Origin of the sequence: Pseudomonas palmensis (assembly GCF_049942755.1) — a bacterium.
Classification (GTDB): Bacteria; Pseudomonadota; Gammaproteobacteria; order Pseudomonadales; family Pseudomonadaceae; genus Aquipseudomonas; species Aquipseudomonas palmensis.
The window spans coordinates 2812834-2832802 of the sequence record NZ_CP187958.1; the positions used below are offsets into that span (position 1 = coordinate 2812834).

At 56.3% G+C, this 19969-nt stretch carries 33 protein-coding genes; all 33 read left to right on the top strand.

Features of this window, described 5'->3' with window-relative positions; genetic code table 11:
• Positions 1-78: 78 nt before the first annotated feature.
• Positions 79-450: a 30S ribosomal protein S12 gene (rpsL, locus tag ACPRTJ_RS12890; protein WP_003186084.1), complete on the top strand. Its 372-nt coding sequence runs from the start codon at positions 79-81 to the stop codon at positions 448-450.
• Between the two features lie 120 nt (positions 451-570).
• Complete coding sequence (gene rpsG / locus ACPRTJ_RS12895) at positions 571-1041, top strand: 30S ribosomal protein S7 (protein WP_008089143.1); 471 nt, start codon at positions 571-573, stop codon at positions 1039-1041.
• 30 nt (positions 1042-1071) lie between these two features.
• Entirely contained in the window at positions 1072-3219 is a 2148-nt protein-coding gene (gene fusA / locus ACPRTJ_RS12900) for an elongation factor G (protein WP_043861933.1), read from the top strand.
• 30 nt (positions 3220-3249) lie between these two features.
• Positions 3250-4443: an elongation factor Tu gene (tuf, locus tag ACPRTJ_RS12905; protein ID WP_043861932.1), complete on the top strand. Its 1194-nt coding sequence runs from the start codon at positions 3250-3252 to the stop codon at positions 4441-4443.
• Positions 4444-4586: 143 nt separating this feature from the next.
• The gene (gene rpsJ, locus ACPRTJ_RS12910) at positions 4587-4898 is read left to right on the top strand and encodes a 30S ribosomal protein S10 (RefSeq protein WP_003186070.1); all 312 of its coding nucleotides are present in this window, start codon (positions 4587-4589) and stop codon (positions 4896-4898) included.
• 81 nt (positions 4899-4979) lie between these two features.
• Positions 4980-5615 (top strand): 50S ribosomal protein L3, encoded by a 636-nt coding sequence (gene rplC / locus ACPRTJ_RS12915; RefSeq protein ID WP_043861931.1) that lies wholly within the window; start codon positions 4980-4982, stop codon positions 5613-5615.
• A gap of 12 nt (positions 5616-5627) precedes the next feature.
• Positions 5628-6230 (top strand): 50S ribosomal protein L4, encoded by a 603-nt coding sequence (rplD, locus tag ACPRTJ_RS12920; RefSeq protein WP_010220305.1) that lies wholly within the window; start codon positions 5628-5630, stop codon positions 6228-6230.
• Positions 6227-6526 (top strand): 50S ribosomal protein L23, encoded by a 300-nt coding sequence (gene rplW / locus ACPRTJ_RS12925; RefSeq protein ID WP_009397515.1) that lies wholly within the window; start codon positions 6227-6229, stop codon positions 6524-6526. Before rplD ends, rplW begins: the two co-directional genes overlap by 4 nt.
• 14 nt (positions 6527-6540) lie before the next feature.
• Complete coding sequence (rplB, locus tag ACPRTJ_RS12930) at positions 6541-7365, top strand: 50S ribosomal protein L2 (RefSeq protein ID WP_078481646.1); 825 nt, start codon at positions 6541-6543, stop codon at positions 7363-7365.
• Between the two features lie 16 nt (positions 7366-7381).
• On the top strand, positions 7382-7657 hold the full coding sequence (rpsS, locus tag ACPRTJ_RS12935) for a 30S ribosomal protein S19 (protein WP_002555486.1): 276 nt from the start codon (positions 7382-7384) through the stop codon (positions 7655-7657).
• 11 nt (positions 7658-7668) lie between these two features.
• The gene (gene rplV, locus ACPRTJ_RS12940) at positions 7669-8001 is read left to right on the top strand and encodes a 50S ribosomal protein L22 (RefSeq protein WP_003103908.1); all 333 of its coding nucleotides are present in this window, start codon (positions 7669-7671) and stop codon (positions 7999-8001) included.
• A 13-nt stretch (positions 8002-8014) separates the two neighbouring features.
• Positions 8015-8701, top strand: a complete 687-nt coding sequence (gene rpsC, locus ACPRTJ_RS12945; RefSeq protein WP_010220308.1) for a 30S ribosomal protein S3 — start codon at positions 8015-8017, stop codon at positions 8699-8701.
• A 12-nt stretch (positions 8702-8713) separates the two neighbouring features.
• On the top strand, positions 8714-9127 hold the full coding sequence (rplP, locus tag ACPRTJ_RS12950) for a 50S ribosomal protein L16 (protein ID WP_003255479.1): 414 nt from the start codon (positions 8714-8716) through the stop codon (positions 9125-9127).
• Entirely contained in the window at positions 9127-9318 is a 192-nt protein-coding gene (gene rpmC, locus ACPRTJ_RS12955) for a 50S ribosomal protein L29 (RefSeq protein ID WP_002555481.1), read from the top strand. Before rplP ends, rpmC begins: the two co-directional genes overlap by 1 nt.
• A 2-nt stretch (positions 9319-9320) precedes the next feature.
• Positions 9321-9587, top strand: coding sequence for a 30S ribosomal protein S17 (gene rpsQ / locus ACPRTJ_RS12960; RefSeq protein ID WP_008374160.1), 267 nt, complete (start codon positions 9321-9323; stop codon positions 9585-9587).
• 23 nt (positions 9588-9610) lie between these two features.
• Positions 9611-9979, top strand: a complete 369-nt coding sequence (gene rplN / locus ACPRTJ_RS12965; protein WP_002555479.1) for a 50S ribosomal protein L14 — start codon at positions 9611-9613, stop codon at positions 9977-9979.
• An 11-nt stretch (positions 9980-9990) separates the two neighbouring features.
• Entirely contained in the window at positions 9991-10305 is a 315-nt protein-coding gene (gene rplX / locus ACPRTJ_RS12970; protein WP_008374158.1) for a 50S ribosomal protein L24, read from the top strand.
• 20 nt (positions 10306-10325) lie between these two features.
• Positions 10326-10865, top strand: a complete 540-nt coding sequence (rplE, locus tag ACPRTJ_RS12975; RefSeq protein WP_043861930.1) for a 50S ribosomal protein L5 — start codon at positions 10326-10328, stop codon at positions 10863-10865.
• A 13-nt stretch (positions 10866-10878) separates the two neighbouring features.
• Positions 10879-11184, top strand: a complete 306-nt coding sequence (gene rpsN / locus ACPRTJ_RS12980) for a 30S ribosomal protein S14 (RefSeq protein WP_043861929.1) — start codon at positions 10879-10881, stop codon at positions 11182-11184.
• 208 nt (positions 11185-11392) lie between these two features.
• Complete coding sequence (gene rpsH / locus ACPRTJ_RS12985) at positions 11393-11785, top strand: 30S ribosomal protein S8 (protein ID WP_010220313.1); 393 nt, start codon at positions 11393-11395, stop codon at positions 11783-11785.
• A gap of 12 nt (positions 11786-11797) precedes the next feature.
• Positions 11798-12331, top strand: a complete 534-nt coding sequence (gene rplF, locus ACPRTJ_RS12990; RefSeq protein WP_043861928.1) for a 50S ribosomal protein L6 — start codon at positions 11798-11800, stop codon at positions 12329-12331.
• 10 nt (positions 12332-12341) lie between these two features.
• Positions 12342-12692, top strand: coding sequence for a 50S ribosomal protein L18 (gene rplR, locus ACPRTJ_RS12995; RefSeq protein ID WP_043861927.1), 351 nt, complete (start codon positions 12342-12344; stop codon positions 12690-12692).
• A 3-nt stretch (positions 12693-12695) separates the two neighbouring features.
• Positions 12696-13196: a 30S ribosomal protein S5 gene (gene rpsE / locus ACPRTJ_RS13000; protein WP_043861926.1), complete on the top strand. Its 501-nt coding sequence runs from the start codon at positions 12696-12698 to the stop codon at positions 13194-13196.
• Between the two features lie 2 nt (positions 13197-13198).
• The gene (gene rpmD / locus ACPRTJ_RS13005; RefSeq protein ID WP_010220317.1) at positions 13199-13375 is read left to right on the top strand and encodes a 50S ribosomal protein L30; all 177 of its coding nucleotides are present in this window, start codon (positions 13199-13201) and stop codon (positions 13373-13375) included.
• Positions 13376-13378: 3 nt separating this feature from the next.
• Positions 13379-13813 carry a 50S ribosomal protein L15 gene (gene rplO, locus ACPRTJ_RS13010; protein ID WP_010220318.1) on the top strand — a complete coding sequence of 145 codons (435 nt, stop codon included), beginning with the start codon at positions 13379-13381 and terminating at the stop codon, positions 13811-13813.
• The gene (gene secY, locus ACPRTJ_RS13015; protein WP_043861925.1) at positions 13814-15145 is read left to right on the top strand and encodes a preprotein translocase subunit SecY; all 1332 of its coding nucleotides are present in this window, start codon (positions 13814-13816) and stop codon (positions 15143-15145) included.
• Positions 15146-15173: 28 nt separating this feature from the next.
• Positions 15174-15290: a 50S ribosomal protein L36 gene (rpmJ, locus tag ACPRTJ_RS13020; protein WP_002555468.1), complete on the top strand. Its 117-nt coding sequence runs from the start codon at positions 15174-15176 to the stop codon at positions 15288-15290.
• Between the two features lie 131 nt (positions 15291-15421).
• Positions 15422-15778: a 30S ribosomal protein S13 gene (gene rpsM, locus ACPRTJ_RS13025; protein WP_043861924.1), complete on the top strand. Its 357-nt coding sequence runs from the start codon at positions 15422-15424 to the stop codon at positions 15776-15778.
• Between the two features lie 30 nt (positions 15779-15808).
• Complete coding sequence (gene rpsK / locus ACPRTJ_RS13030) at positions 15809-16198, top strand: 30S ribosomal protein S11 (protein WP_002555466.1); 390 nt, start codon at positions 15809-15811, stop codon at positions 16196-16198.
• Positions 16199-16213: 15 nt separating this feature from the next.
• On the top strand, positions 16214-16834 hold the full coding sequence (gene rpsD, locus ACPRTJ_RS13035) for a 30S ribosomal protein S4 (protein WP_043861923.1): 621 nt from the start codon (positions 16214-16216) through the stop codon (positions 16832-16834).
• A 22-nt stretch (positions 16835-16856) separates the two neighbouring features.
• Positions 16857-17858, top strand: a complete 1002-nt coding sequence (locus ACPRTJ_RS13040; RefSeq protein ID WP_003186012.1) for a DNA-directed RNA polymerase subunit alpha — start codon at positions 16857-16859, stop codon at positions 17856-17858.
• A gap of 43 nt (positions 17859-17901) precedes the next feature.
• The gene (gene rplQ, locus ACPRTJ_RS13045; protein ID WP_002555463.1) at positions 17902-18288 is read left to right on the top strand and encodes a 50S ribosomal protein L17; all 387 of its coding nucleotides are present in this window, start codon (positions 17902-17904) and stop codon (positions 18286-18288) included.
• 175 nt (positions 18289-18463) lie between these two features.
• Positions 18464-19912 (top strand): catalase, encoded by a 1449-nt coding sequence (locus tag ACPRTJ_RS13050; RefSeq protein WP_043861922.1) that lies wholly within the window; start codon positions 18464-18466, stop codon positions 19910-19912.
• Positions 19913-19969 lie beyond the last annotated feature (57 nt).

Consider the following 19969-nt stretch of genomic DNA (forward strand, 5'->3'; position numbering starts at 1 on the left):
AATTTGGTGGGACTTCGTCCTGCCATTTTGCTTTTCTTGCAAGACAATAGCGTCGCAAGACAACAGTGGAGCTAGTAGATGGCAACTATCAACCAGCTGGTACGTCAGCCGCGTAAGCGTATCGTCGAGAAATCCGACGTTCCTGCGCTGCAGAACTGCCCGCAACGTCGTGGCGTGTGCACCCGTGTGTACACCACCACGCCGAAAAAACCTAACTCGGCACTGCGTAAAGTATGCCGTGTGCGTCTGACCAACGGTTTCGAGGTTTCCTCGTACATCGGTGGTGAAGGCCACAACCTGCAAGAGCACAGCGTGGTACTGATCCGCGGCGGTCGTGTAAAAGACTTGCCAGGTGTTCGTTACCACACCGTTCGCGGCTCCCTGGATACCTCCGGCGTCAAAGGTCGTAACCAAGGTCGTTCGAAGTACGGTACCAAGCGTCCGAAGTAATCGGCCGTTTGCAGCAATTTGCAGTTATCAATTTTATTGAGTCGATAAGAGTAAGGTCGGGCACGCAACCTCTGGGTTCCCTGTCCCGAGCTAACCTGAAGACCGTTTGAGGGCTTATCAATGCCAAGACGTCGTGTAGCAGCCAAGCGTGAGATTCTGGACGATCCAAAATACGGATCGCAGATTCTCGCCAAGTTCATGAACCACGTGATGGAAAGCGGCAAGAAGGCCGTTGCCGAGCGTATCGTTTACGGTGCGCTGGACAAGGTCAAAGAACGCAAGAACAGCGATCCCCTGGAAATCTTCGAGAAAGCTCTCGACGCCATCGCTCCGCTGGTCGAAGTGAAGTCGCGCCGTGTTGGCGGTGCTACTTACCAGGTTCCGGTCGAAGTTCGTCCGTCCCGTCGTAACGCCCTGGCAATGCGCTGGTTGGTAGACTACGCGCGCAAGCGCGGCGAGAAGTCTATGGCCCTGCGCCTGGCCGGCGAATTGCTGGATGCTGCTGAAGGCAAAGGTGCTGCAGTCAAGAAGCGTGAAGACGTACACCGTATGGCCGAAGCCAACAAAGCGTTCTCGCACTACCGCTTCTAATTCAGGCATCACTATTTTTGCGAGGGCTCTATGGCTCGTACTACACCAATCAACCGCTACCGTAACATTGGTATTTGCGCGCACGTTGACGCGGGCAAGACCACTACTACCGAGCGGATCCTGTTCTACACAGGCCTGAGCCACAAACTGGGCGAGGTGCATGATGGCGCCGCGACCACCGACTGGATGGTGCAGGAGCAGGAGCGGGGTATCACCATTACCTCCGCTGCTGTCACTACCTTCTGGAAAGGCTCCAAGGGTCAGTATGACAACTACCGCGTAAACGTCATCGATACCCCCGGCCACGTTGACTTCACCATTGAAGTTGAGCGTTCGCTGCGTGTACTCGACGGCGCTGTCGTTGTGTTCTGCGGTACCTCCGGCGTTGAGCCACAGTCCGAAACCGTATGGCGTCAAGCCAACAAGTACGGCGTTCCACGTGTTGTATACGTGAACAAGATGGACCGTGCCGGTGCCAACTTCCTGCGCGTCGTAGGTCAGATCAAGAACCGTCTGGGTCACACCCCGGTTCCTGTTCAGCTGGCCATCGGTTCGGAAGAGAACTTCCAGGGTCAGGTCGATCTGATCAAGATGAAGGCTATCTACTGGAACGAAGACGACAAAGGCACCACCTATCGCGAGGAAGAAATTCCTGCTGATATGCTGGAGCTGGCTCAAGAGTGGCGCTCCAACATGGTTGAAGCGGCTGCCGAGTCCAGCGAAGAGCTGATGAACAAGTACCTGGAAGGCGAAGAGCTGACCGTCGAAGAAATCAAGGCCGGTCTGCGCGCGCGTACCCTGGCCAGCGAGATCGTTCCGGCTGTCTGTGGTTCGTCGTTCAAGAACAAGGGCGTTCCCCTGGTTCTCGACGCCGTTATCGACTTCCTGCCTGCTCCTACCGAGATTCCTGCGATCAAGGGTATCCACCCTGACCTGATCGAGAAGCCAAAGGAAGAGCTGGTCGACGCCGACTACGACGAGCGTCATGCCGACGACAACGAGCCGTTCTCGGCTCTGGCGTTCAAGATTGCCACCGACCCGTTCGTTGGTACTCTGACTTTTGTCCGTGTTTACTCGGGTATGCTGCAGTCCGGCGACTCCGTGATCAACTCGGTCAAAGGCAAGAAAGAGCGCGTTGGTCGTATGGTGCAGATGCACGCCAACCAGCGTGAAGAAATCAAGGAAGTACTGGCCGGCGACATCGCTGCTCTGATCGGCATGAAGGACGTCACCACTGGTGACACCCTGTGCAACGCCGACAAGCCGATCATCCTCGAGCGTATGGACTTCCCTGAGCCTGTGATTTCGGTAGCTGTCGAGCCGAAAACCAAGCAGGACCAGGAAAAGATGGGTATCGCACTGGGCAAGCTGGCTCAGGAAGACCCGTCGTTCCGCGTCAAGACCGACGAAGAAACCGGCCAGACCATCATCTCGGGTATGGGCGAGCTTCACCTGGACATCCTCGTTGACCGCATGAAGCGCGAATTCAACGTCGAAGCCAACATCGGTAAGCCGCAGGTTTCCTATCGCGAGCAGATCACCAAAGACAACGTCGAAATCGAAGGCAAGTTCGTTCGTCAGTCCGGTGGTCGCGGTCAGTTCGGTCACTGCTGGATCCGCTTCTCGCAGCCAGACGTGGACGCACACGGCAACATCACCGAAGGCCTGGTTTTCACCAACGAGGTTGTGGGTGGTGTGGTTCCGAAGGAATACATCCCGGCGATCCAGAAGGGTATCGAAGAGCAGATGAAGAACGGCATCGTTGCCGGCTATCCGCTGATCGGCCTGAAGGCAACCGTGTTTGATGGTTCCTACCACGACGTCGACTCTAACGAGATGGCGTTCAAGGTGGCGGCCTCCATGGCGACCAAGCAACTCGCAGCCAAAGGCGGCGGTAAGGTGCTTGAGCCGATCATGAAGGTAGAAGTTGTGACCCCTGAGGACTACATGGGTGACGTGATGGGTGACCTGAACCGTCGTCGTGGTCTGATCCAGGGTATGGAAGATTCGGTGTCCGGCAAGGTTGTCCGTGCTGAAGTTCCGCTCGGAGAGATGTTCGGTTATGCGACCGACGTTCGTTCCATGTCCCAGGGTCGCGCGAGCTACTCCATGGAATTCTCCAAATACGCTGAGGCTCCGTCGAACATCGTCGAAGCGCTCGTTAAAAAACAAGGCTGATTCAGTCCTTTAGGCTAGGAGTTAATTGTCGTGGCTAAAGAAAAATTTGATCGTTCCCTTCCGCACGTCAACGTTGGCACCATCGGTCACGTTGACCACGGTAAAACCACTCTGACCGCAGCTCTGACTCGCGTCTGCTCCGAAGTTTTCGGTTCCGCAGTCGTTGAATTCGACAAGATCGACAGCGCTCCAGAAGAGAAAGCTCGCGGTATCACCATCAACACCGCTCACGTTGAGTACAACTCGACCATTCGTCACTACGCTCACGTCGACTGCCCAGGTCACGCTGACTACGTGAAGAACATGATCACCGGTGCTGCCCAGATGGACGGCGCGATCCTGGTTTGCTCGGCTGCCGATGGTCCGATGCCACAAACCCGTGAGCACATCCTGCTGTCCCGTCAGGTTGGCGTTCCGTACATCGTGGTCTTCCTGAACAAGGCTGACCTGGTAGACGACGCTGAGCTGCTGGAACTGGTCGAGATGGAAGTTCGCGACCTGCTGTCCACCTACGACTTCCCAGGCGACGATACCCCGATCATCATCGGTTCGGCTCGTATGGCGCTGGAAGGCAAAGACGACAACGAAATGGGCACCACCGCTGTCAAGAAGCTGGTTGAGACTCTGGATACCTACATCCCAGAGCCTGAGCGCGCTATCGACAAGCCGTTCCTGATGCCAATCGAAGACGTATTCTCGATCTCGGGTCGTGGTACCGTTGTTACCGGTCGTATCGAGCGTGGCATCGTCCGCGTTCAAGACGCCCTGGAAATCGTTGGTCTGCGTGACACCACCACCACCACCTGCACCGGTGTTGAGATGTTCCGCAAGCTGCTGGACGAAGGTCGTGCTGGCGAGAACTGCGGCGTGCTGCTGCGCGGCACCAAGCGTGACGACGTTGAGCGTGGCCAGGTTCTGGTCAAGCCAGGTTCGGTCAAGCCGCACACCAAGTTCACCGCAGAAGTCTATGTTCTGAGCAAGGAAGAAGGCGGCCGTCACACTCCGTTCTTCAAAGGCTACCGTCCACAGTTCTACTTCCGTACTACTGACGTGACTGGTAACTGCGAGCTGCCAGAAGGCGTTGAAATGGTAATGCCAGGTGACAACATCCAGATGACTGTCACTCTGATCAAGACCATCGCGATGGAAGACGGTCTGCGCTTCGCTATCCGTGAAGGCGGTCGTACCGTCGGCGCCGGCGTCGTAGCCAAAATCATCGAGTAATCGTTGATCGTTTAGAAAGGCCCCCGCTTTTGCGGGGGCTTTTTTATTGGGTTGACACTCAGTGGGGGTGTCTATAGAATCACGCCTCCTTTTAACGGGCGTAGTGCGCCCGGTGGGAATAGCAGCCTGGAGTCTGAAATCCAATGCAAAATCAGCAAATCCGTATCAGGTTGAAGGCTTTTGACCATCGCCTGATCGACCAATCCACCCAGGAAATCGTGGAAACCGCGAAACGTACTGGTGCTCAAGTGCGTGGTCCAATTCCACTGCCTACCCGTAAAGAGCGGTTCACCGTTCTGGTCTCCCCGCACGTCAACAAAGACGCGCGTGACCAGTACGAGATCCGTACTCATAAGCGCGTACTGGACATCGTCCAGCCAACGGATAAAACCGTTGATGCTCTTATGAAGCTCGATCTTGCGGCAGGCGTGGAAGTGCAGATCAGCCTCGGCTAAGACTCGGGTCTTAGTCGTGTAACGCTCTGAAATGGGCGGCCATAGCGGGTGAAAGCCCCGTACACTCATGAGGTTTACAACATGACTATTGGTGTAGTCGGTCGTAAATGCGGTATGACCCGTATTTTCACCGAAGAAGGTGTCTCCATTCCGGTCACGGTCATTGAGATCGAGCCGAATCGCGTCACCCAGTTCAAAACCGAAGAAACTGATGGCTATCGCGCAGTGCAAGTCACTGTTGGCGAGCGTCGCGCTTCGCGTGTGACTGCTGCTCAAGCAGGTCACTTCGCTAAAGCGAACGTTGCCGCTGGTCGCGGTGTCTGGGAATTCCGTCTTGAAGAAGGCGAGTACCAGGCTGGCGACTTGATCAATGCAGAAATCTTCGCTGCTGGCCAAATGGTAGACGTTACCGGTCAGTCGAAAGGTAAAGGCTTTGCCGGTACCATCAAGCGTTGGAATTTCCGCGGTCAAGACAATACCCACGGTAACTCCGTTTCCCACCGCGTCCCGGGCTCTATCGGCCAGTGCCAGACTCCTGGTCGTGTATTCAAGGGCAAAAAAATGTCCGGTCACATGGGCGCCGAGCGCGTGACCGTTCAGTCCCTCGAAGTAGTGCGCGTCGACGCTGAACGCAATCTGTTGCTGGTCAAGGGTGCCGTTCCTGGCGCTACTGGCGGCAATCTGGTTGTGCGTCCGGCTGCCAAGGCTCGCGGTTAAGGGGAAGCTGACATGCAACTAAATGTAAATGACGCTCAAGCGATCGAAGTTTCCGAACTGACTTTCGGCGGCGAATTCAACGAGACGCTGGTACACCAAGCAGTCGTGGCCTACATGGCCGGCGGCCGTCAGGGCACCAAGCAGCAGAAAACCCGTTCCGACGTTGCTGGTGGCGGCAAGCGCCCATGGCGTCAGAAAGGCACTGGCCGCGCTCGTGCCGGTACTATCCGTAGCCCAATCTGGCGTGGCGGCGGTACCACTTTCGCAGCTCGTCCTCAAGACCACTCGCAGAAGCTCAACAAGAAGATGTACCGCGCAGCAATGCGTTCCATCCTCGCCGAGCTGGTGCGTACCGACCGTCTGGTCGTGGTTCAGGACTTCGCTGTTGAAGCACCGAAAACCAAAGACCTGCTGAACAAACTGAACGGCATGGGTCTGAGCGACGTACTGATCGTTTCTGATGCTGTTGATCAGAATCTGTACCTGGCTGCTCGCAACCTGCCGCACGTCGACGTACGTGACGTACAGGGTTCCGATCCGGTCAGTCTGATCGCATACGACAAGGTGTTGATCACCGTGTCGGCCGTGAAGAAATTCGAGGAGCTGCTGGGATGAACCAGGAACGCGTATTTAAAGTTCTACTTGGCCCGCACGTTTCCGAGAAGGCCACGGTTCTGGCTGACAAGAAAGGCCAGTTCGTTTTCAAGGTTGCTACCGACGCAACCAAGCTGGAAATCAAGAAGGCCGTCGAAAGCCTGTTCAGCGTGAAAGTGGAAAGCGTGACTACCCTGAACGTTCTGGGTAAGACCAAGCGTACCGCTCGCGGTCTGGGCAAGCGTAATGACTGGAAGAAGGCGATCATCTCCCTTCAACCCGGCCAAGATCTCGATTTCAGCAGCAGTGCTGAGTAAGGAAGGGGTGCATCATGGCAATCGTTAAATGCAAACCGACTTCCCCTGGCCGCCGTTTCGTGGTCAAGGTGGTCAACAAGGAGCTGCATAAAGGCGCTCCTCACGCACCGCTGCTCGAGAAGAAATCGAAGTCTGGTGGTCGTAACAACAATGGCCGCATCACTACGCGTCACGTAGGTGGTGGTCATAAGCAGCATTACCGTATGGTCGACTTCCGTCGCAACGACAAGGACGGCATCGTCGCCACTGTCGAGCGTATCGAATACGACCCGAACCGTACTGCTCACATCGCACTGCTCTGCTACGCAGACGGCGAGCGCCGCTACATCATCGCCCCTAAAGGCGTGAGTGCTGGCGACCAGCTGATCGCAGGTGCTCTGGCTCCAATCAAGCCAGGCAACTCCCTGCAACTGCGCAACATTCCAGTGGGTAGCACCATTCACGGCATCGAACTGAAGCCGGGCAAAGGTGCACAGATCGCTCGTTCCGCTGGTGCTTCGGCTCAGCTGATCGCTCGCGAAGGTGTCTATGTGACCCTGCGTCTGCGCTCTGGTGAAATGCGTAAAGTCCTGGCTGAGTGCCGTGCGACCCTGGGCGAAGTCTCGAACTCCGAGCACAGCCTGCGTTCGCTGGGTAAAGCTGGTGCCAAACGCTGGCGTGGCGTTCGCCCAACCGTTCGTGGTGTTGCCATGAACCCGGTTGACCACCCACATGGTGGTGGTGAAGGTCGTACCTCCGGTGGTCGTCATCCGGTATCGCCATGGGGCTTCCCGACTAAGGGCGCGAAGACTCGTGGTAATAAGCGTACCGACAAAATGATCGTCCGTCGTCGCAAGTAAATAGAGGGATACGACAGTGCCACGTTCTCTGAAAAAAGGTCCTTTTATCGATCTTCACCTACTGAAGAAGATCGAAGTGGCGGCGGAAAAGAACGATCGCAAACCAGTTAAGACCTGGTCGCGCCGTTCGATGATCCTGCCACAAATGGTCGGTCTGACCATCGCGGTACACAACGGTCGCCAACACGTCCCAGTTCTCGTGAACGAAGACATGGTCGGCCATAAACTGGGCGAGTTCGCCGGTACCCGCACCTACCGCGGGCACGTGGCTGACAAGAAAGCCAAGCGTTAAGGGGTAAGGAAATGGAAGTAGCCGCTAAGTTGTCGGGCGCTCGCATCTCCGCCCAGAAAGCCCGCTTGGTCGCCGACCAGATCCGCGGGAAGAAGGTGGGCGAAGCGCTCAACCTGTTGGCCTTCAGCAGCAAAAAAGCCGCTGAAATCATGAAGAAAGTCCTCGAGTCGGCCGTAGCCAACGCCGAGCATAACGAAGGCGCAGACGTTGATGACCTGAAGGTCTCCACCGTTTTCGTCAACGAAGGGCGTTCGCTGAAGCGCATCATGCCGCGTGCCAAAGGCCGCGCTGATCGCATCGTCAAGCGGTCTTGCCATATCACTGTCAAGGTTGCGGACAAGTAACGGAGTCGATCAGATGGGTCAGAAAGTACATCCCACTGGCATTCGCCTGGGAATCGTCAAGGAGCACACCTCCGTCTGGTACGCAGACGGTCGGACTTATGCGGACTATTTGCTCGCAGATCTGAATGTGCGTGAGTACCTCCAAGACAAACTAAAAAGCGCGTCCGTTAGCCGTATCGATATCCATCGTCCGGCTCAAACTGCACGCATCACCATCCACACCGCTCGTCCAGGTATCGTTATCGGGAAGAAAGGTGAAGATGTTGAGAAACTGCGTCAGGACCTGACCAAGCAAATGGGTGTGCCTGTGCACATCAATATCGAAGAGATCCGCAAGCCGGAACTCGACGGTATGCTGGTAGCTCAGAGCGTAGCTCAGCAGCTGGAGCGTCGTGTGATGTTCCGTCGCGCCATGAAGCGCGCCGTACAGAACGCCATGCGTATTGGTGCCAAGGGCATCAAGATCCAGGTGAGCGGTCGTCTCGGCGGTGCTGAAATCGCACGTACTGAATGGTATCGCGAAGGTCGTGTGCCACTGCACACCCTGCGTGCCGACATCGACTATGCCACTTACGAAGCTCACACCACTTACGGTGTGATCGGTGTGAAGGTTTGGATTTTCAAAGGCGAAGTTATTGGTGGTCGCCAAGAAGAACTGAAACCACAAGCACCAGCGCCTCGTAAAAAAGCTGCTAAGTAAGGGGTACGCCAAATGTTGCAACCAAAGCGTACAAAATTCCGCAAGCAGATGACTGGCCACAACCGTGGTCTGGCACTGCGCGGTAGCAAAGTCAGCTTCGGCGAGTTTGCTCTGAAAGCTGTTGCTCGCGGTCGTCTCACCGCTCGCCAGATCGAATCGGCACGTCGTGCCCTGACCCGTCACGTAAAACGTGGCGGCAAGATCTGGATCCGTGTATTCCCGGACAAGCCGATCTCCAAGAAGCCTCTCGAAGTGCGGATGGGTAAAGGTAAGGGTTCCGTGGAGTACTGGGTTGCCCAGATCCAGCCAGGCAAGGTCCTGTACGAGATCGAGGGTGTTTCTGAAGAGCTGGCGCGTGAGGCATTCGCCTTGGCGGCTGCAAAGCTGCCTCTCGCCACCTCCTTTGTTAAGCGGACGGTGATGTGATGAAAGCGAATGAACTTCGTGAAAAATCAGCACAGCAGCTGAACGAGCAACTGCTCGGCTTGCTGCGCGACCAGTTCAATCTGCGTATGCAGAAGGCAACTGGCCAGTTGGGGCAGTCGCACCTGCTCTCGCAAGTTAAGCGTGACATCGCTCGCGTGAAAACTGTGCTCAACCAGCAGGCAGGTAAGTGATCATGGCTGAAGCTGAAAAAACCGTCCGTACGCTGACTGGCCGTGTCGTCAGCGACAAGATGGACAAAACCATCACCGTACTGATCGAGCGTCGCGTAAAGCACCCGATCTACGGTAAATACGTTAAGCGTTCGACTAAGCTGCACGCGCACGACGAAACCAACCAGTGCCACATCGGCGACAAGGTCTCCATCCGCGAGACTCGTCCGCTGGCCAAGACCAAGTCCTGGGCACTGGTTGAAGTTCTCGAACGCGCTGTTGAAGTCTAAGGGCTAGGGGTCGGAGAAATTTTATGATTCAGACTCAATCCATGCTCGATGTGGCCGATAACAGCGGCGCTCGTCGCGTCATGTGCATCAAGGTGCTCGGCGGTTCGCACCGTCGCTACGCCGGTATCGGTGACATCATCAAGGTAACCGTCAAGGAAGCAATTCCTCGCGGTAAAGTGAAGAAAGGCCAGGTGATGACTGCTGTTGTAGTCCGCACTCGCCACGGTGTCCGTCGTGCTGACGGCTCCATCATCCGCTTTGATGGCAATGCTGCTGTTCTGCTGAACAACAAGCAAGAGCCGATCGGCACCCGTATCTTTGGGCCAGTGACCCGTGAACTTCGTACTGAGAAGTTCATGAAGATCGTCTCGCTCGCCCCAGAAGTGCTGTAAGGAGATCCGACATGCAAAAGATTCGTCGTGACGACGAGATCATCGTGATCGCCGGCAAAGACAAAGGTAAGCGCGGTAAGGTGCTCAAGGTTCTCGCTGACGACCGTCTGGTCGTTGGTGGGATCAACCTGGTGAAGCGTCATACCAAGCCTAACCCTATGTCGGGCGTACAAGGCGGTATCGTCGAGAAAGAAGCGCCACTGCACGCTTCCAACGTCGCCATCTTCAACGGCGAAACCAACAAGGCTGACCGCGTTGGTTTCAAAGTAGAAGAAGGCAAAAAAATTCGTGTCTTCAAGTCGACCCAAAAAGCGGTTGATGCTTGAACACTGCTAGGTAGAAGACCATGGCACGACTGAAAGAGATTTACCGGAAGGAAATTGCTCCCAAGCTTAAGGAAGAACTTAAGCTGGCGAACGTGATGGAAGTTCCGCGCGTTACCAAGATCACCCTGAACATGGGTCTGGGCGAAGCTGTCGGCGACAAGAAAGTCATCGAGCACGCTGTAGCTGACCTCGAGAAGATCACCGGTCAAAAAGCCGTTGTGACTTTCGCTCGGAAATCCATCGCGGGCTTCAAAGTCCGTGAGGGCTGGCCGATCGGCGTCAAAGTCACTCTGCGCCGTGATCGTATGTACGAATTCCTGGACCGCCTGCTGGCGATCTCCCTGCCTCGGGTTCGCGACTTCCGCGGCCTGAATGCCAAGTCCTTCGACGGTCGTGGCAACTACAGCATGGGCGTGAAAGAGCAGATCATCTTCCCGGAAATCGACTACGACAAGATCGATGCTCTGCGCGGTCTGGACATTACCCTGACCACCACTGCTCGTACGGATGACGAAGGTCGCGCTCTGCTGCGCGCTTTCAAATTCCCGTTCCGCAACTGATTGGAGTAGGAAAATGGCCAAGAAGAGCATGAAAAACCGCGAGCTGAAGCGTCAGCTCACGGTTGCTAAATACGCCAAGAAGCGTGCTGAGCTCAAAGCTACCATCGTTAATCTGAATGCAACTCCAGAAGAACGTTGGGCAGCCTCGATCGCTCTGCAGAAGCAGCCACGTGACGCAAGCGCCTCGCGCATGCGTAACCGTTGCCGCATCACCGGTCGTCCACACGGCGTTTACCGCAAGTTCGGCCTCGGCCGTAACAAGCTGCGTGAAGCAGCAATGCGCGGTGACGTTCCAGGTCTGGTCAAAGCCAGCTGGTAAGACGTACCGGCAGGGCCCTGGCGGCGGGGGAGTGATCTTCCGACCGCCGGTGATCTTGCAACGAAACAAGCCCCTTATGGGGCTTGTTTCGTTTCTGGGATGTGTCTAGAATGACCGGCTCACCTGAGCCCGGGTTTTTTGCCCGTTGTGTTCAGGTGACTGTAGTAGCCGAAAGGCTAATTTTTCTTGTATCAGGAGCGTCTAGCCCATGAGTATGCAGGACCCGTTAGCGGACATGCTAACTCGAATCCGTAATGCCCAGATGGCTGAAAAGTCCGTCGTAAGCATGCCGTCCTCGACCCTGAAGGTGGCTGTAGCCAAAGTTCTGAAAGACGAAGGTTACATCGCGGGTTATCAGGTCAGCAGTGAAGTCAAACCTTCGCTGTCCATCGAGCTGAAATACTTCGAAGGCCGTCCGGTCATCGAGGAAGTCAAGCGCGTAAGTCGTCCAGGCCTGCGTCAGTACAAGTCCGTCGAAGAACTGCCGAAAGTACGTGGCGGTCTGGGCGTGTCTATCGTCTCCACCAACAAAGGTGTGATGACTGATCGTGCTGCGCGCGCTGCCGGTGTCGGCGGCGAAGTACTCTGCACAGTGTTCTAAGGGGGGATAAGCATGTCTCGCGTCGCTAAGAACCCCGTTAAGCTGCCAGCCGGTGTCGAAGTCAAATTCGTCGGCCAACAGCTTTCGGTGAAGGGTGCCAAGGGCACTCTCGAACTGAACGTTCACTCGTCCGTTGAAGTTGTTGAAGAAGCTGGTGAGCTGCGTTTCGCTGCTCGCAACGGCGACCAACAAACTCGCGCAATGGCCGGCACTACCCGTGCACTCGTGAACAACATGGTCCAGGGCGTAAGCCAAGGCTTCGAGCGCAAGCTCCAGCTGGTCGGTGTTGGTTACAAGGCGCAAGCCAAGGGCACCGTGCTGAACCTGGCGCTCGGCTTCTCGCACCCAGTGGATTATGAACTGCCTGAGGGCATCACCGCTGAGACCCCTAGCCAGACCGACATCCTGATCAAGGGTATCGACAAGCAGCTGGTAGGTCAGGTGGCCGCTGAAATCCGCGACTTCCGTCCACCAGAGCCGTACAAAGGCAAGGGTGTGCGTTACGCGGACGAAGTCGTCCGTCGTAAAGAAGCCAAGAAGAAGTAGGGCATAGCAAATGACCGACAAAAAAGTTACTCGACTGCGTCGCGCTCGCAAAGCACGCCTGAAAATGCACGAACTCGAAGTCGTGCGTCTCTGCGTGTTCCGCTCCTCGCAGCACATCTATGCCCAGGTCATTTCGGCCGACGGCAGCAAAGTCCTGGCCAGCGCCTCGACTTTGGACAAAGACCTGCGTGATGGCGCCACTGGCAACATCGACGCGGCCACTAAGGTTGGCAAGCTGGTAGCTGAGCGCGCGAAAGCCGCCGGTGTATCTCAAGTTGCCTTTGACCGTTCTGGCTTCAAGTACCACGGCCGCGTTAAAGCGCTGGCAGATGGTGCTCGTGAAGGCGGACTGGAGTTCTAAGTTATGTCAAATAACGATCAAAAGCGCGACGAAGGCTACATCGAGAAGCTGGTTCAAGTTAACCGCGTAGCCAAAACCGTAAAAGGCGGCCGTATCTTCACTTTCACCGCGTTGACCGTGGTAGGTGATGGCAAGGGTCGCGTTGGTTTCGGCCGTGGCAAATCGCGCGAAGTACCTGCTGCGATCCAGAAAGCCATGGAAGCTGCCCGTCGCAACATGATTCAGGTAGACCTGAACGGCACCACTCTGCAGTACGCCACCAAGTCCGCCCATGGCGCTTCGAAGGTGTACATGCAGCCTGCTTCCGACGGTACCGGTATCATCGCCGGTGGCGCGATGCGTGCTGTCCTGGAAGTTGCTGGCGTTCAGAACGTCCTGGCCAAGTGCTACGGCTCGACCAACCCAGTGAACGTGGTTCATGCCACTTTCAAGGGTCTGAAGGCTATGCAATCTCCTGAATCCATTGCTGCCAAGCGCGGCAAGAGCGTCGAGGAGATCCGCTGATCATGGCTACCGTCAAAGTAACGCTGATCAAAAGCACCGCCGGCCGTCTCCCTAACCACAAACTGTGTGTTAAGGGTCTGGGTCTGCGCCGCATCGGTCACACTGTAGAAGTCCTGGATACTCCCGAGAATCGCGGGATGATCAACAAGGCTTACTACATGCTGCGCGTCGAGGGTTAATCGATGAAACTCAATGATCTGAGTCCAGCGCCGGGTTCCCGTCGCGAGAAGCATCGTCCGGGTCGTGGTATCGGTAGTGGTTTGGGCAAGACCGGTGGCCGCGGCCACAAAGGTCAGACCTCCCGCTCCGGTGGCACCATCGCTCCAGGCTTTGAAGGCGGTCAACAGCCGCTGCACCGTCGTCTGCCGAAATTCGGCTTCGTTTCCCTGAAAGCCATGGACCGCGCAGAAGTGCGTCTGTCCGAGTTGGCCAAAGTGGAAGGCGACGTTGTCACCGTGCAATCCTTGAAGGATGCCAACGTGATTAACCAAAACGTACAGCGTGTGAAAATCATGCTGTCCGGCGAAGTTACTCGCGCGGTCACCATCAAGGGTATCGCAGCCACCAAAGGTGCGCGTGCGGCTATCGAAGCAGCTGGCGGCAAGTTCGAGGAATAAATGGCTAAGCAAGGTGCTCTCTCTTCGCTCGGTAAAGGCGGGATGTCTGAACTTTGGGCTCGTCTGCGTTTTCTGTTTCTGGCGATCATCGTCTATCGGATAGGCGCACACATCCCAGTTCCAGGCATCAACCCGGACCGGCTGGCGGAACTGTTTCGACAGAATGAGGGGACCATTCTTAGCTTGTTCAACATGTTTTCCGGCGGCGCGCTGGAACGGATGAGCATCTTTGCACTGGGGATCATGCCGTACATTTCGGCATCGATCATCATGCAGCTGATGACCGCCGTCAGCCCGCAGCTGGAGCAGTTGAAGAAGGAAGGTGAAGCTGGCCGTCGCAAGATCAGCCAGTACACCCGCTACGGCACCGTTATCCTGGCGCTGGTCCAGGCTGTTGGCATGTCCATCGGCCTGGCCGGTCAGGGTGTAGCGTTTTCTGCTGACTTTGGCTTCCATTTCGTCGCTGTCTCCACGTTTGTGGCGGGTGCGATGTTCATGATGTGGCTGGGTGAGCAAATCACGGAGCGCGGTGTAGGCAACGGTATCTCGATGTTGATTTTCGCAGGTATCGTCGCCGGTCTTCCGAGAGCAATCGGGCAGTCTTTCGAGTCTGCACGTACGGGCGATATCAACATTTTCGCTCTGGTCGCTATCGGTTTGCTGGCAGTAGCGATTATCGGTTTTGTGGTGTTCATTGAGCGTGGTCAGCGTCGAATCGCCGTTCACTACGCCAAGCGTCAGCAGGGCCGCAAGGTCTTCGCTGCGCAGACTAGCCACTTGCCGCTGAAGGTGAACATGGCCGGGGTCATCCCAGCCATTTTCGCAAGCAGCATTTTGCTGTTCCCGGCTTCGCTGGGTGCCTGGTTTGGTCAGTCTGAAGGTATGGGCTGGCTGCAGGACATCTCGCAGTCGATCGCTCCTGGTCAGCCGTTGAATATTCTGCTGTTTAGTGCAGGGATTATTTTCTTCTGCTTCTTCTATACGGCGTTGATGTTCAATCCGAAAGACGTAGCGGAAAACCTGAAGAAGTCCGGTGCCTTTATTCCGGGCATCCGTCCAGGCGAGCAGTCGGCGCGCTACATTGATGGCGTTCTGACCCGCTTGACCATGTTCGGTGCTCTTTATATGACGGCCGTGTGTCTGTTGCCCCAGTTCCTGGTGGTAGCGGCAAACGTTCCGTTCTACCTTGGCGGGACCTCGTTGCTGATTGTGGTAGTGGTTGTGATGGACTTCATGTCCCAAGTACAATCGCACCTCGTTTCGCACCAGTACGAATCCCTGATGAAGAAAGCCAACCTGAAAGGCTACGGTGGCAGCGGAATGCTGCGCTGAGAGACCCTTAAGGTTCGAGGAGTTGGTGATGAAAGTTCGTGCATCGGTGAAAAAGCTGTGCCGTAACTGCAAAATTATTCGCCGCGAAGGTGTTGTGCGAGTGATTTGCAGCGCGGAACCACGTCACAAGCAGCGCCAAGGCTGAGTGTGATCTGTGCTTCAAACCCAGCAGCTAGTGCGCTGCTGGGTTGATTATTTGTTTCTACAGCGATATTATCTCGCGCCCTATTTCTTGGCTTCCGGGGCGTAGGTAGCTGTCAATTGGAGTCCCACTGAATGGCCCGTATTGCAGGCGTTAACATTCCAGATAACAAGCACACTGTTATCTCGCTGACCTACATCTATGGTGTCGGTCGCACAACTGCACAGAAAATCTGTGCAGACACTGGGGTCAACCCAGCCGTGAAGATCAAAGATCTGAGCGACGAGCAGATTGAACAGCTGCGTAGCGAAGTTGCGAAGTTCACCACTGAAGGTGACCTGCGTCGCGACATCAACATGAAAATCAAGCGGTTGATGGACCTGGGTTGCTACCGCGGCCTGCGTCATCGTCGGGGTCTGCCAGTACGCGGTCAGCGTACCAAGACCAACGCGCGTACCCGTAAAGGTCCGCGTAAGCCGATCCGCAAGTAATCGCACCAGCGAATCGACAGGAATATAGACATGGCAAAACCTGCTGCTCGTCCTCGTAAAAAAGTTAAAAAGACAGTGGTTGATGGCATCGCCCACATCCATGCGTCCTTTAACAACACCATCGTGACCATTACCGATCGTCAAGGTAACGCCCTGTCCTGGGCTACCTCCGGCGGTTCGGGTTTCCGCGGTTCCCGCAAGTCCACCCCGTTCGCTGCTCAAGTAGCTGCTGAGCGTGCTGGTCAAGCTGCGCTGGAATATGGTCTGAAGAACCTCGACGTCAACGTCAAGGGTCCAGGTCCAGGTCGTGAGTCCGCTGTTCGTGCTCTGAACGGCTGTGGCTACAAGATCGCCAGCATCACCGACGTGACGCCAATCCCGCATAACGGGTGCCGTCCGCCGAAGAAGCGCCGCGTGTAATCAGGAGACAGATAAATGGCACGTTACATTGGTCCAAAATGCAAACTGTCTCGTCGTGAAGGCACCGATCTGTTCCTGAAGAGCGGCGTTCGCGCTCTGGAATCGAAGTGCAACATCGAAGCAGCCCCAGGTATTCACGGTCAGCGCCGCGGTCGTCAGTCCGACTACGGCACCCAGCTGCGTGAAAAGCAAAAAGTCCGTCGTATCTACGGCGTGCTCGAGCGTCAGTTCAGCGGTTACTACAAGCAAGCGGCCTCCTCGAAGGGCGCTACTGGTGAGAACCTGCTGCAACTGCTCGAATGCCGTCTGGATAACGTCGTTTATCGTATGGGCTTTGGCGCTACTCGTGCCGAATCCCGTCAGCTGGTTTCGCACAAAGCGATCAGCGTTAACGGCAAGACTGTAAACGTTCCGTCCTACCAAGTTCGTCCGGGTGACGTGGTCGCGGTTCGCGAGAAGTCGCTGAACCAGCTGCGCATTGTTCAAGCCCTTGAACTGTGCGCCCAGCGTGGCCGCGTTGAGTGGGTAGATGTAGACACCGCGAAGAAGTCGGGCGTTTTCAAGAACGTTCCTGCTCGCAGTGATCTGTCTGCCGACATCAACGAAAGCCTGATTGTCGAGCTCTACTCCAAGTAAGGGCTAGAAAATAGGTGCATCCATGCAGATTTCGGTAAATGAGTTCCTGACGCCCCGCCACATCGATGTGCAGGTCGTCAGTCCAACCCGCGCTAAAATCACTCTCGAGCCTCTCGAGCGTGGTTTTGGCCATACCCTGGGCAACGCGCTGCGCCGCATCCTGTTGTCCTCCATGCCTGGCTGTGCAGTAGTCGAGGCCGAGATCGACGGTGTACTCCACGAGTACTCCGCCATCGAAGGTGTTCAGGAAGACGTCATTGAAATCCTGTTGAACCTGAAAGGCCTGGCTATCAAACTGCACGGTCGTGACGAAGTTACGCTGACCTTGTCGAAGAAGGGTTCGGGGGTGGTTACCGCTGCCGATATTCAGCTGGATCATGATGTCGAGATCGTTAACCCCGATCACGTAATCGCTAACCTGGCGTCCAATGGCGCCTTGAACATGAAGCTCACCGTAGCTCGTGGTCGTGGTTATGAACCGGCCGATTCGCGTCAGAGCGATGAAGACGAAAGCCGCAGCATTGGTCGCTTGCAGCTCGACTCTTCGTTCAGCCCGGTTCGCCGTATCGCATACGTGGTGGAAAACGCCCGTGTCGAGCAGCGTACTAACCTGGACAAGCTGGTTATTGATCTGGAAACCAACGGTACTCTGGATCCTGAAGAGGCAATCCGTCGTGCTGCAACCATCCTGCAACAGCAGTTGGCTGCATTCGTCGACCTCAAGGGTGACAGCGAACCAGTGGTAGTCGAACAGGAAGACGAGATCGATCCGATCCTGCTTCGTCCGGTTGACGATCTGGAATTGACCGTGCGTTCGGCCAACTGCCTTAAGGCGGAGAACATTTACTACATCGGCGACCTGATTCAGCGTACCGAAGTAGAACTGTTGAAGACTCCGAACCTGGGCAAGAAATCCTTGACCGAAATCAAGGACGTTCTGGCCTCCCGTGGTCTGTCCCTCGGCATGCGCCTCGACAACTGGCCGCCTGCAAGTCTTAAGAAGGACGACAAGGCGACTGCCTGATCGTCGTAATCACCGAACGTAGTGTTTGGTAAGGAATGAACCCATGCGTCATCGTAAAAGTGGACGTCACCTGAGCCGTACCAGCTCTCACCGTAAGGCCATGTTCCAGAACATGGCGGTGTCGCTGTTCGAGCACGAGCTGATCAAAACTACTCTGCCAAAAGCCAAGGAACTGCGCCGCGTTGCCGAGCCGCTGATCACTCTGGCCAAGGAAGACAGCGTTGCTAACCGTCGTCTGGCTTTCGACCGTACCCGTTCGAAAGAAATCGTCGGTAAGCTGTTCAACGATCTGGGCAAGCGCTATGCCACCCGTCAGGGCGGCTACCTGCGTATCCTCAAGTGCGGTTTCCGCGCTGGCGATAACGCACCTATGGCGTACGTCGAGCTGGTTGATCGTCCTGTTGGTGGCTCGGTTGAAGCTGCTGAGTAAGGCGAACAGTCTGTAACAAGGAACCGGGCCCAGTGCCCGGTTTTTTGTTTCTGTATGAATTGAAATAATCTATTGATCTCAGTCATGTAATGAATTTGATGGTGTCATGTTCCTGGTCGATACTTCTGCCTACGCCGATTAGCCGGCCGCAAAAGTCTGATTAAGGAGAGAGTGCATGAGCCAGAACAAAACGCTGACCACCGCCAGTGGCGCGCCGGTCGCCGACAACCAGAACTCGCGTTCGGCAGGCCCGCGGGGTCCGTTGTTGCTGGAAGACTTCCACCTGATTGAAAAGCTTGCGCACTTCAACCGCGAGAACATCCCTGAGCGCCGTGTACACGCCAAGGGGTCGGGTGCCTATGGCACGTTTACCGTCAGCCGCGATATCACCCAGTACACCTGCGCCAAGCTGTTCAGCAGCGTCGGCAAGCAGACCGAGACCTTCCTGCGTTTCTCCACCGTGGGTGGCGAGCGGGGTTCGGCCGATACCGAGCGTGACCCTCGGGGTTTTGCACTCAAGTTCTACACCGAGGAAGGCAACTGGGACATCGTGGGCAACAACACGCCGGTGTTCTTCATCCGTGATCCGTTGAAGTTCCCGGACTTCATCCACACCCAGAAGCGCCTGCCTCAAAGCAACCTGAAAAGCCCGCAGATGATGTGGGACTTCTGGTCGCATTCGCCCGAATCGCTGCACCAGGTCACCATCCTGTTTTCCGACCGCGGCATCCCGGACGGTTACCGTCACATGCACGGTTTCGGCAGCCACACCTACAGCCTGATCAACGCACAGGGCCAGCGTACCTGGGTCAAGTGGCACTTCAAGACCAAGCAGGGCATCAAGAACCTGGCGCCTGCCGAGGCGGCCCGCCTGGCTGGTACCGACCCGGATTACGCCCAGCGCGACCTGTTCGAAGCGATCGAGCGCGGTGACTTCCCGAAATGGAGCGTGTGCATCCAGGTTATGAGCGAAGCCGAGGCCGCCAGCCGTGCCGAGAACCCGTTCGACGTGACCAAGACCTGGTCGCAGAAGGACTATCCGCTGATCGAGGTGGGCGAACTGGAGCTCAACCGCAACCCGCTCAACTACTTTGCCGAAGTCGAGCAGGCCGCGTTCGGCCCCAGCAACATGATCCCCGGTGTGGGGCTGTCGCCAGACCGCATGCTGCAGGGCCGCGTATTCGCCTACGCAGACGCTCACCGTTACCGTGTGGGTACCAACCACCAGCAACTGCCGGTAAACGCCCCACGCAGCCCGGTGAACAGCTACCAGCGCGATGGTTCGATGGCTTTTGGCAGCAACGGCGGTGCGGCGCCCAACTACGAGCCCAACAGCTACGCCGACGCACCCAAGCAGGCCCCGCAGTACGCTGAGCCTGCACTGGCCCTCGGTGGCGCAGCAGACCGTTACGATCATCGTGAAGACACCGACTACTACAGCCACGCCGGTGCGCTGTTCCGCCTGATGAACGATGAGCAGAAGGCGCTGCTGATCGCCAATATCGCCGGCACCATGGCCAGCGTCTCGCGCGATGTGGTGGAGCGTCAGCTGCAGCACTTCTTCAAGGCCGATCCGGCCTACGGAGGGGGAATCGCAAAGGCATTGGGTCTCAATCTGGCCTAAGTCGAAGTGATAAGAAGAACCGCCCTCATCTGGGCGGTTTTTCAATGCAATTGACTA

Bases quoted from the DNA above. Each gene is read 5' to 3' on its own strand.
- rpsL (WP_003186084.1), top strand. From the start codon at position 79: ATGGCAACTATCAACCAGCTGGTACGTCAGCCGCGTAAGCGTATCGTC.
- rpsG (WP_008089143.1), top strand. From the start codon at position 571: ATGCCAAGACGTCGTGTAGCAGCCAAGCGTGAGATTCTGGACGATCCA.
- fusA (WP_043861933.1), top strand. From the start codon at position 1,072: ATGGCTCGTACTACACCAATCAACCGCTACCGTAACATTGGTATTTGC.
- rpsJ (WP_003186070.1), top strand. From the start codon at position 4,587: ATGCAAAATCAGCAAATCCGTATCAGGTTGAAGGCTTTTGACCATCGC.
- rplC (WP_043861931.1), top strand. From the start codon at position 4,980: ATGACTATTGGTGTAGTCGGTCGTAAATGCGGTATGACCCGTATTTTC.
- rplD (WP_010220305.1), top strand. From the start codon at position 5,628: ATGCAACTAAATGTAAATGACGCTCAAGCGATCGAAGTTTCCGAACTG.
- rplW (WP_009397515.1), top strand. From the start codon at position 6,227: ATGAACCAGGAACGCGTATTTAAAGTTCTACTTGGCCCGCACGTTTCC.
- rplB (WP_078481646.1), top strand. From the start codon at position 6,541: ATGGCAATCGTTAAATGCAAACCGACTTCCCCTGGCCGCCGTTTCGTG.
- rplV (WP_003103908.1), top strand. From the start codon at position 7,669: ATGGAAGTAGCCGCTAAGTTGTCGGGCGCTCGCATCTCCGCCCAGAAA.
- rpsC (WP_010220308.1), top strand. From the start codon at position 8,015: ATGGGTCAGAAAGTACATCCCACTGGCATTCGCCTGGGAATCGTCAAG.
- rplP (WP_003255479.1), top strand. From the start codon at position 8,714: ATGTTGCAACCAAAGCGTACAAAATTCCGCAAGCAGATGACTGGCCAC.
- rpmC (WP_002555481.1), top strand. From the start codon at position 9,127: ATGAAAGCGAATGAACTTCGTGAAAAATCAGCACAGCAGCTGAACGAG.
- rpsQ (WP_008374160.1), top strand. From the start codon at position 9,321: ATGGCTGAAGCTGAAAAAACCGTCCGTACGCTGACTGGCCGTGTCGTC.
- rplN (WP_002555479.1), top strand. From the start codon at position 9,611: ATGATTCAGACTCAATCCATGCTCGATGTGGCCGATAACAGCGGCGCT.
- rplX (WP_008374158.1), top strand. From the start codon at position 9,991: ATGCAAAAGATTCGTCGTGACGACGAGATCATCGTGATCGCCGGCAAA.
- rplE (WP_043861930.1), top strand. From the start codon at position 10,326: ATGGCACGACTGAAAGAGATTTACCGGAAGGAAATTGCTCCCAAGCTT.
- rpsN (WP_043861929.1), top strand. From the start codon at position 10,879: ATGGCCAAGAAGAGCATGAAAAACCGCGAGCTGAAGCGTCAGCTCACG.
- rpsH (WP_010220313.1), top strand. From the start codon at position 11,393: ATGAGTATGCAGGACCCGTTAGCGGACATGCTAACTCGAATCCGTAAT.
- rplF (WP_043861928.1), top strand. From the start codon at position 11,798: ATGTCTCGCGTCGCTAAGAACCCCGTTAAGCTGCCAGCCGGTGTCGAA.
- rplR (WP_043861927.1), top strand. From the start codon at position 12,342: ATGACCGACAAAAAAGTTACTCGACTGCGTCGCGCTCGCAAAGCACGC.
- rpsE (WP_043861926.1), top strand. From the start codon at position 12,696: ATGTCAAATAACGATCAAAAGCGCGACGAAGGCTACATCGAGAAGCTG.
- rpmD (WP_010220317.1), top strand. From the start codon at position 13,199: ATGGCTACCGTCAAAGTAACGCTGATCAAAAGCACCGCCGGCCGTCTC.
- rplO (WP_010220318.1), top strand. From the start codon at position 13,379: ATGAAACTCAATGATCTGAGTCCAGCGCCGGGTTCCCGTCGCGAGAAG.
- secY (WP_043861925.1), top strand. From the start codon at position 13,814: ATGGCTAAGCAAGGTGCTCTCTCTTCGCTCGGTAAAGGCGGGATGTCT.
- rpmJ (WP_002555468.1), top strand. From the start codon at position 15,174: ATGAAAGTTCGTGCATCGGTGAAAAAGCTGTGCCGTAACTGCAAAATT.
- rpsM (WP_043861924.1), top strand. From the start codon at position 15,422: ATGGCCCGTATTGCAGGCGTTAACATTCCAGATAACAAGCACACTGTT.
- rpsK (WP_002555466.1), top strand. From the start codon at position 15,809: ATGGCAAAACCTGCTGCTCGTCCTCGTAAAAAAGTTAAAAAGACAGTG.
- rpsD (WP_043861923.1), top strand. From the start codon at position 16,214: ATGGCACGTTACATTGGTCCAAAATGCAAACTGTCTCGTCGTGAAGGC.
- ACPRTJ_RS13040 (WP_003186012.1), top strand. From the start codon at position 16,857: ATGCAGATTTCGGTAAATGAGTTCCTGACGCCCCGCCACATCGATGTG.
- rplQ (WP_002555463.1), top strand. From the start codon at position 17,902: ATGCGTCATCGTAAAAGTGGACGTCACCTGAGCCGTACCAGCTCTCAC.
- ACPRTJ_RS13050 (WP_043861922.1), top strand. From the start codon at position 18,464: ATGAGCCAGAACAAAACGCTGACCACCGCCAGTGGCGCGCCGGTCGCC.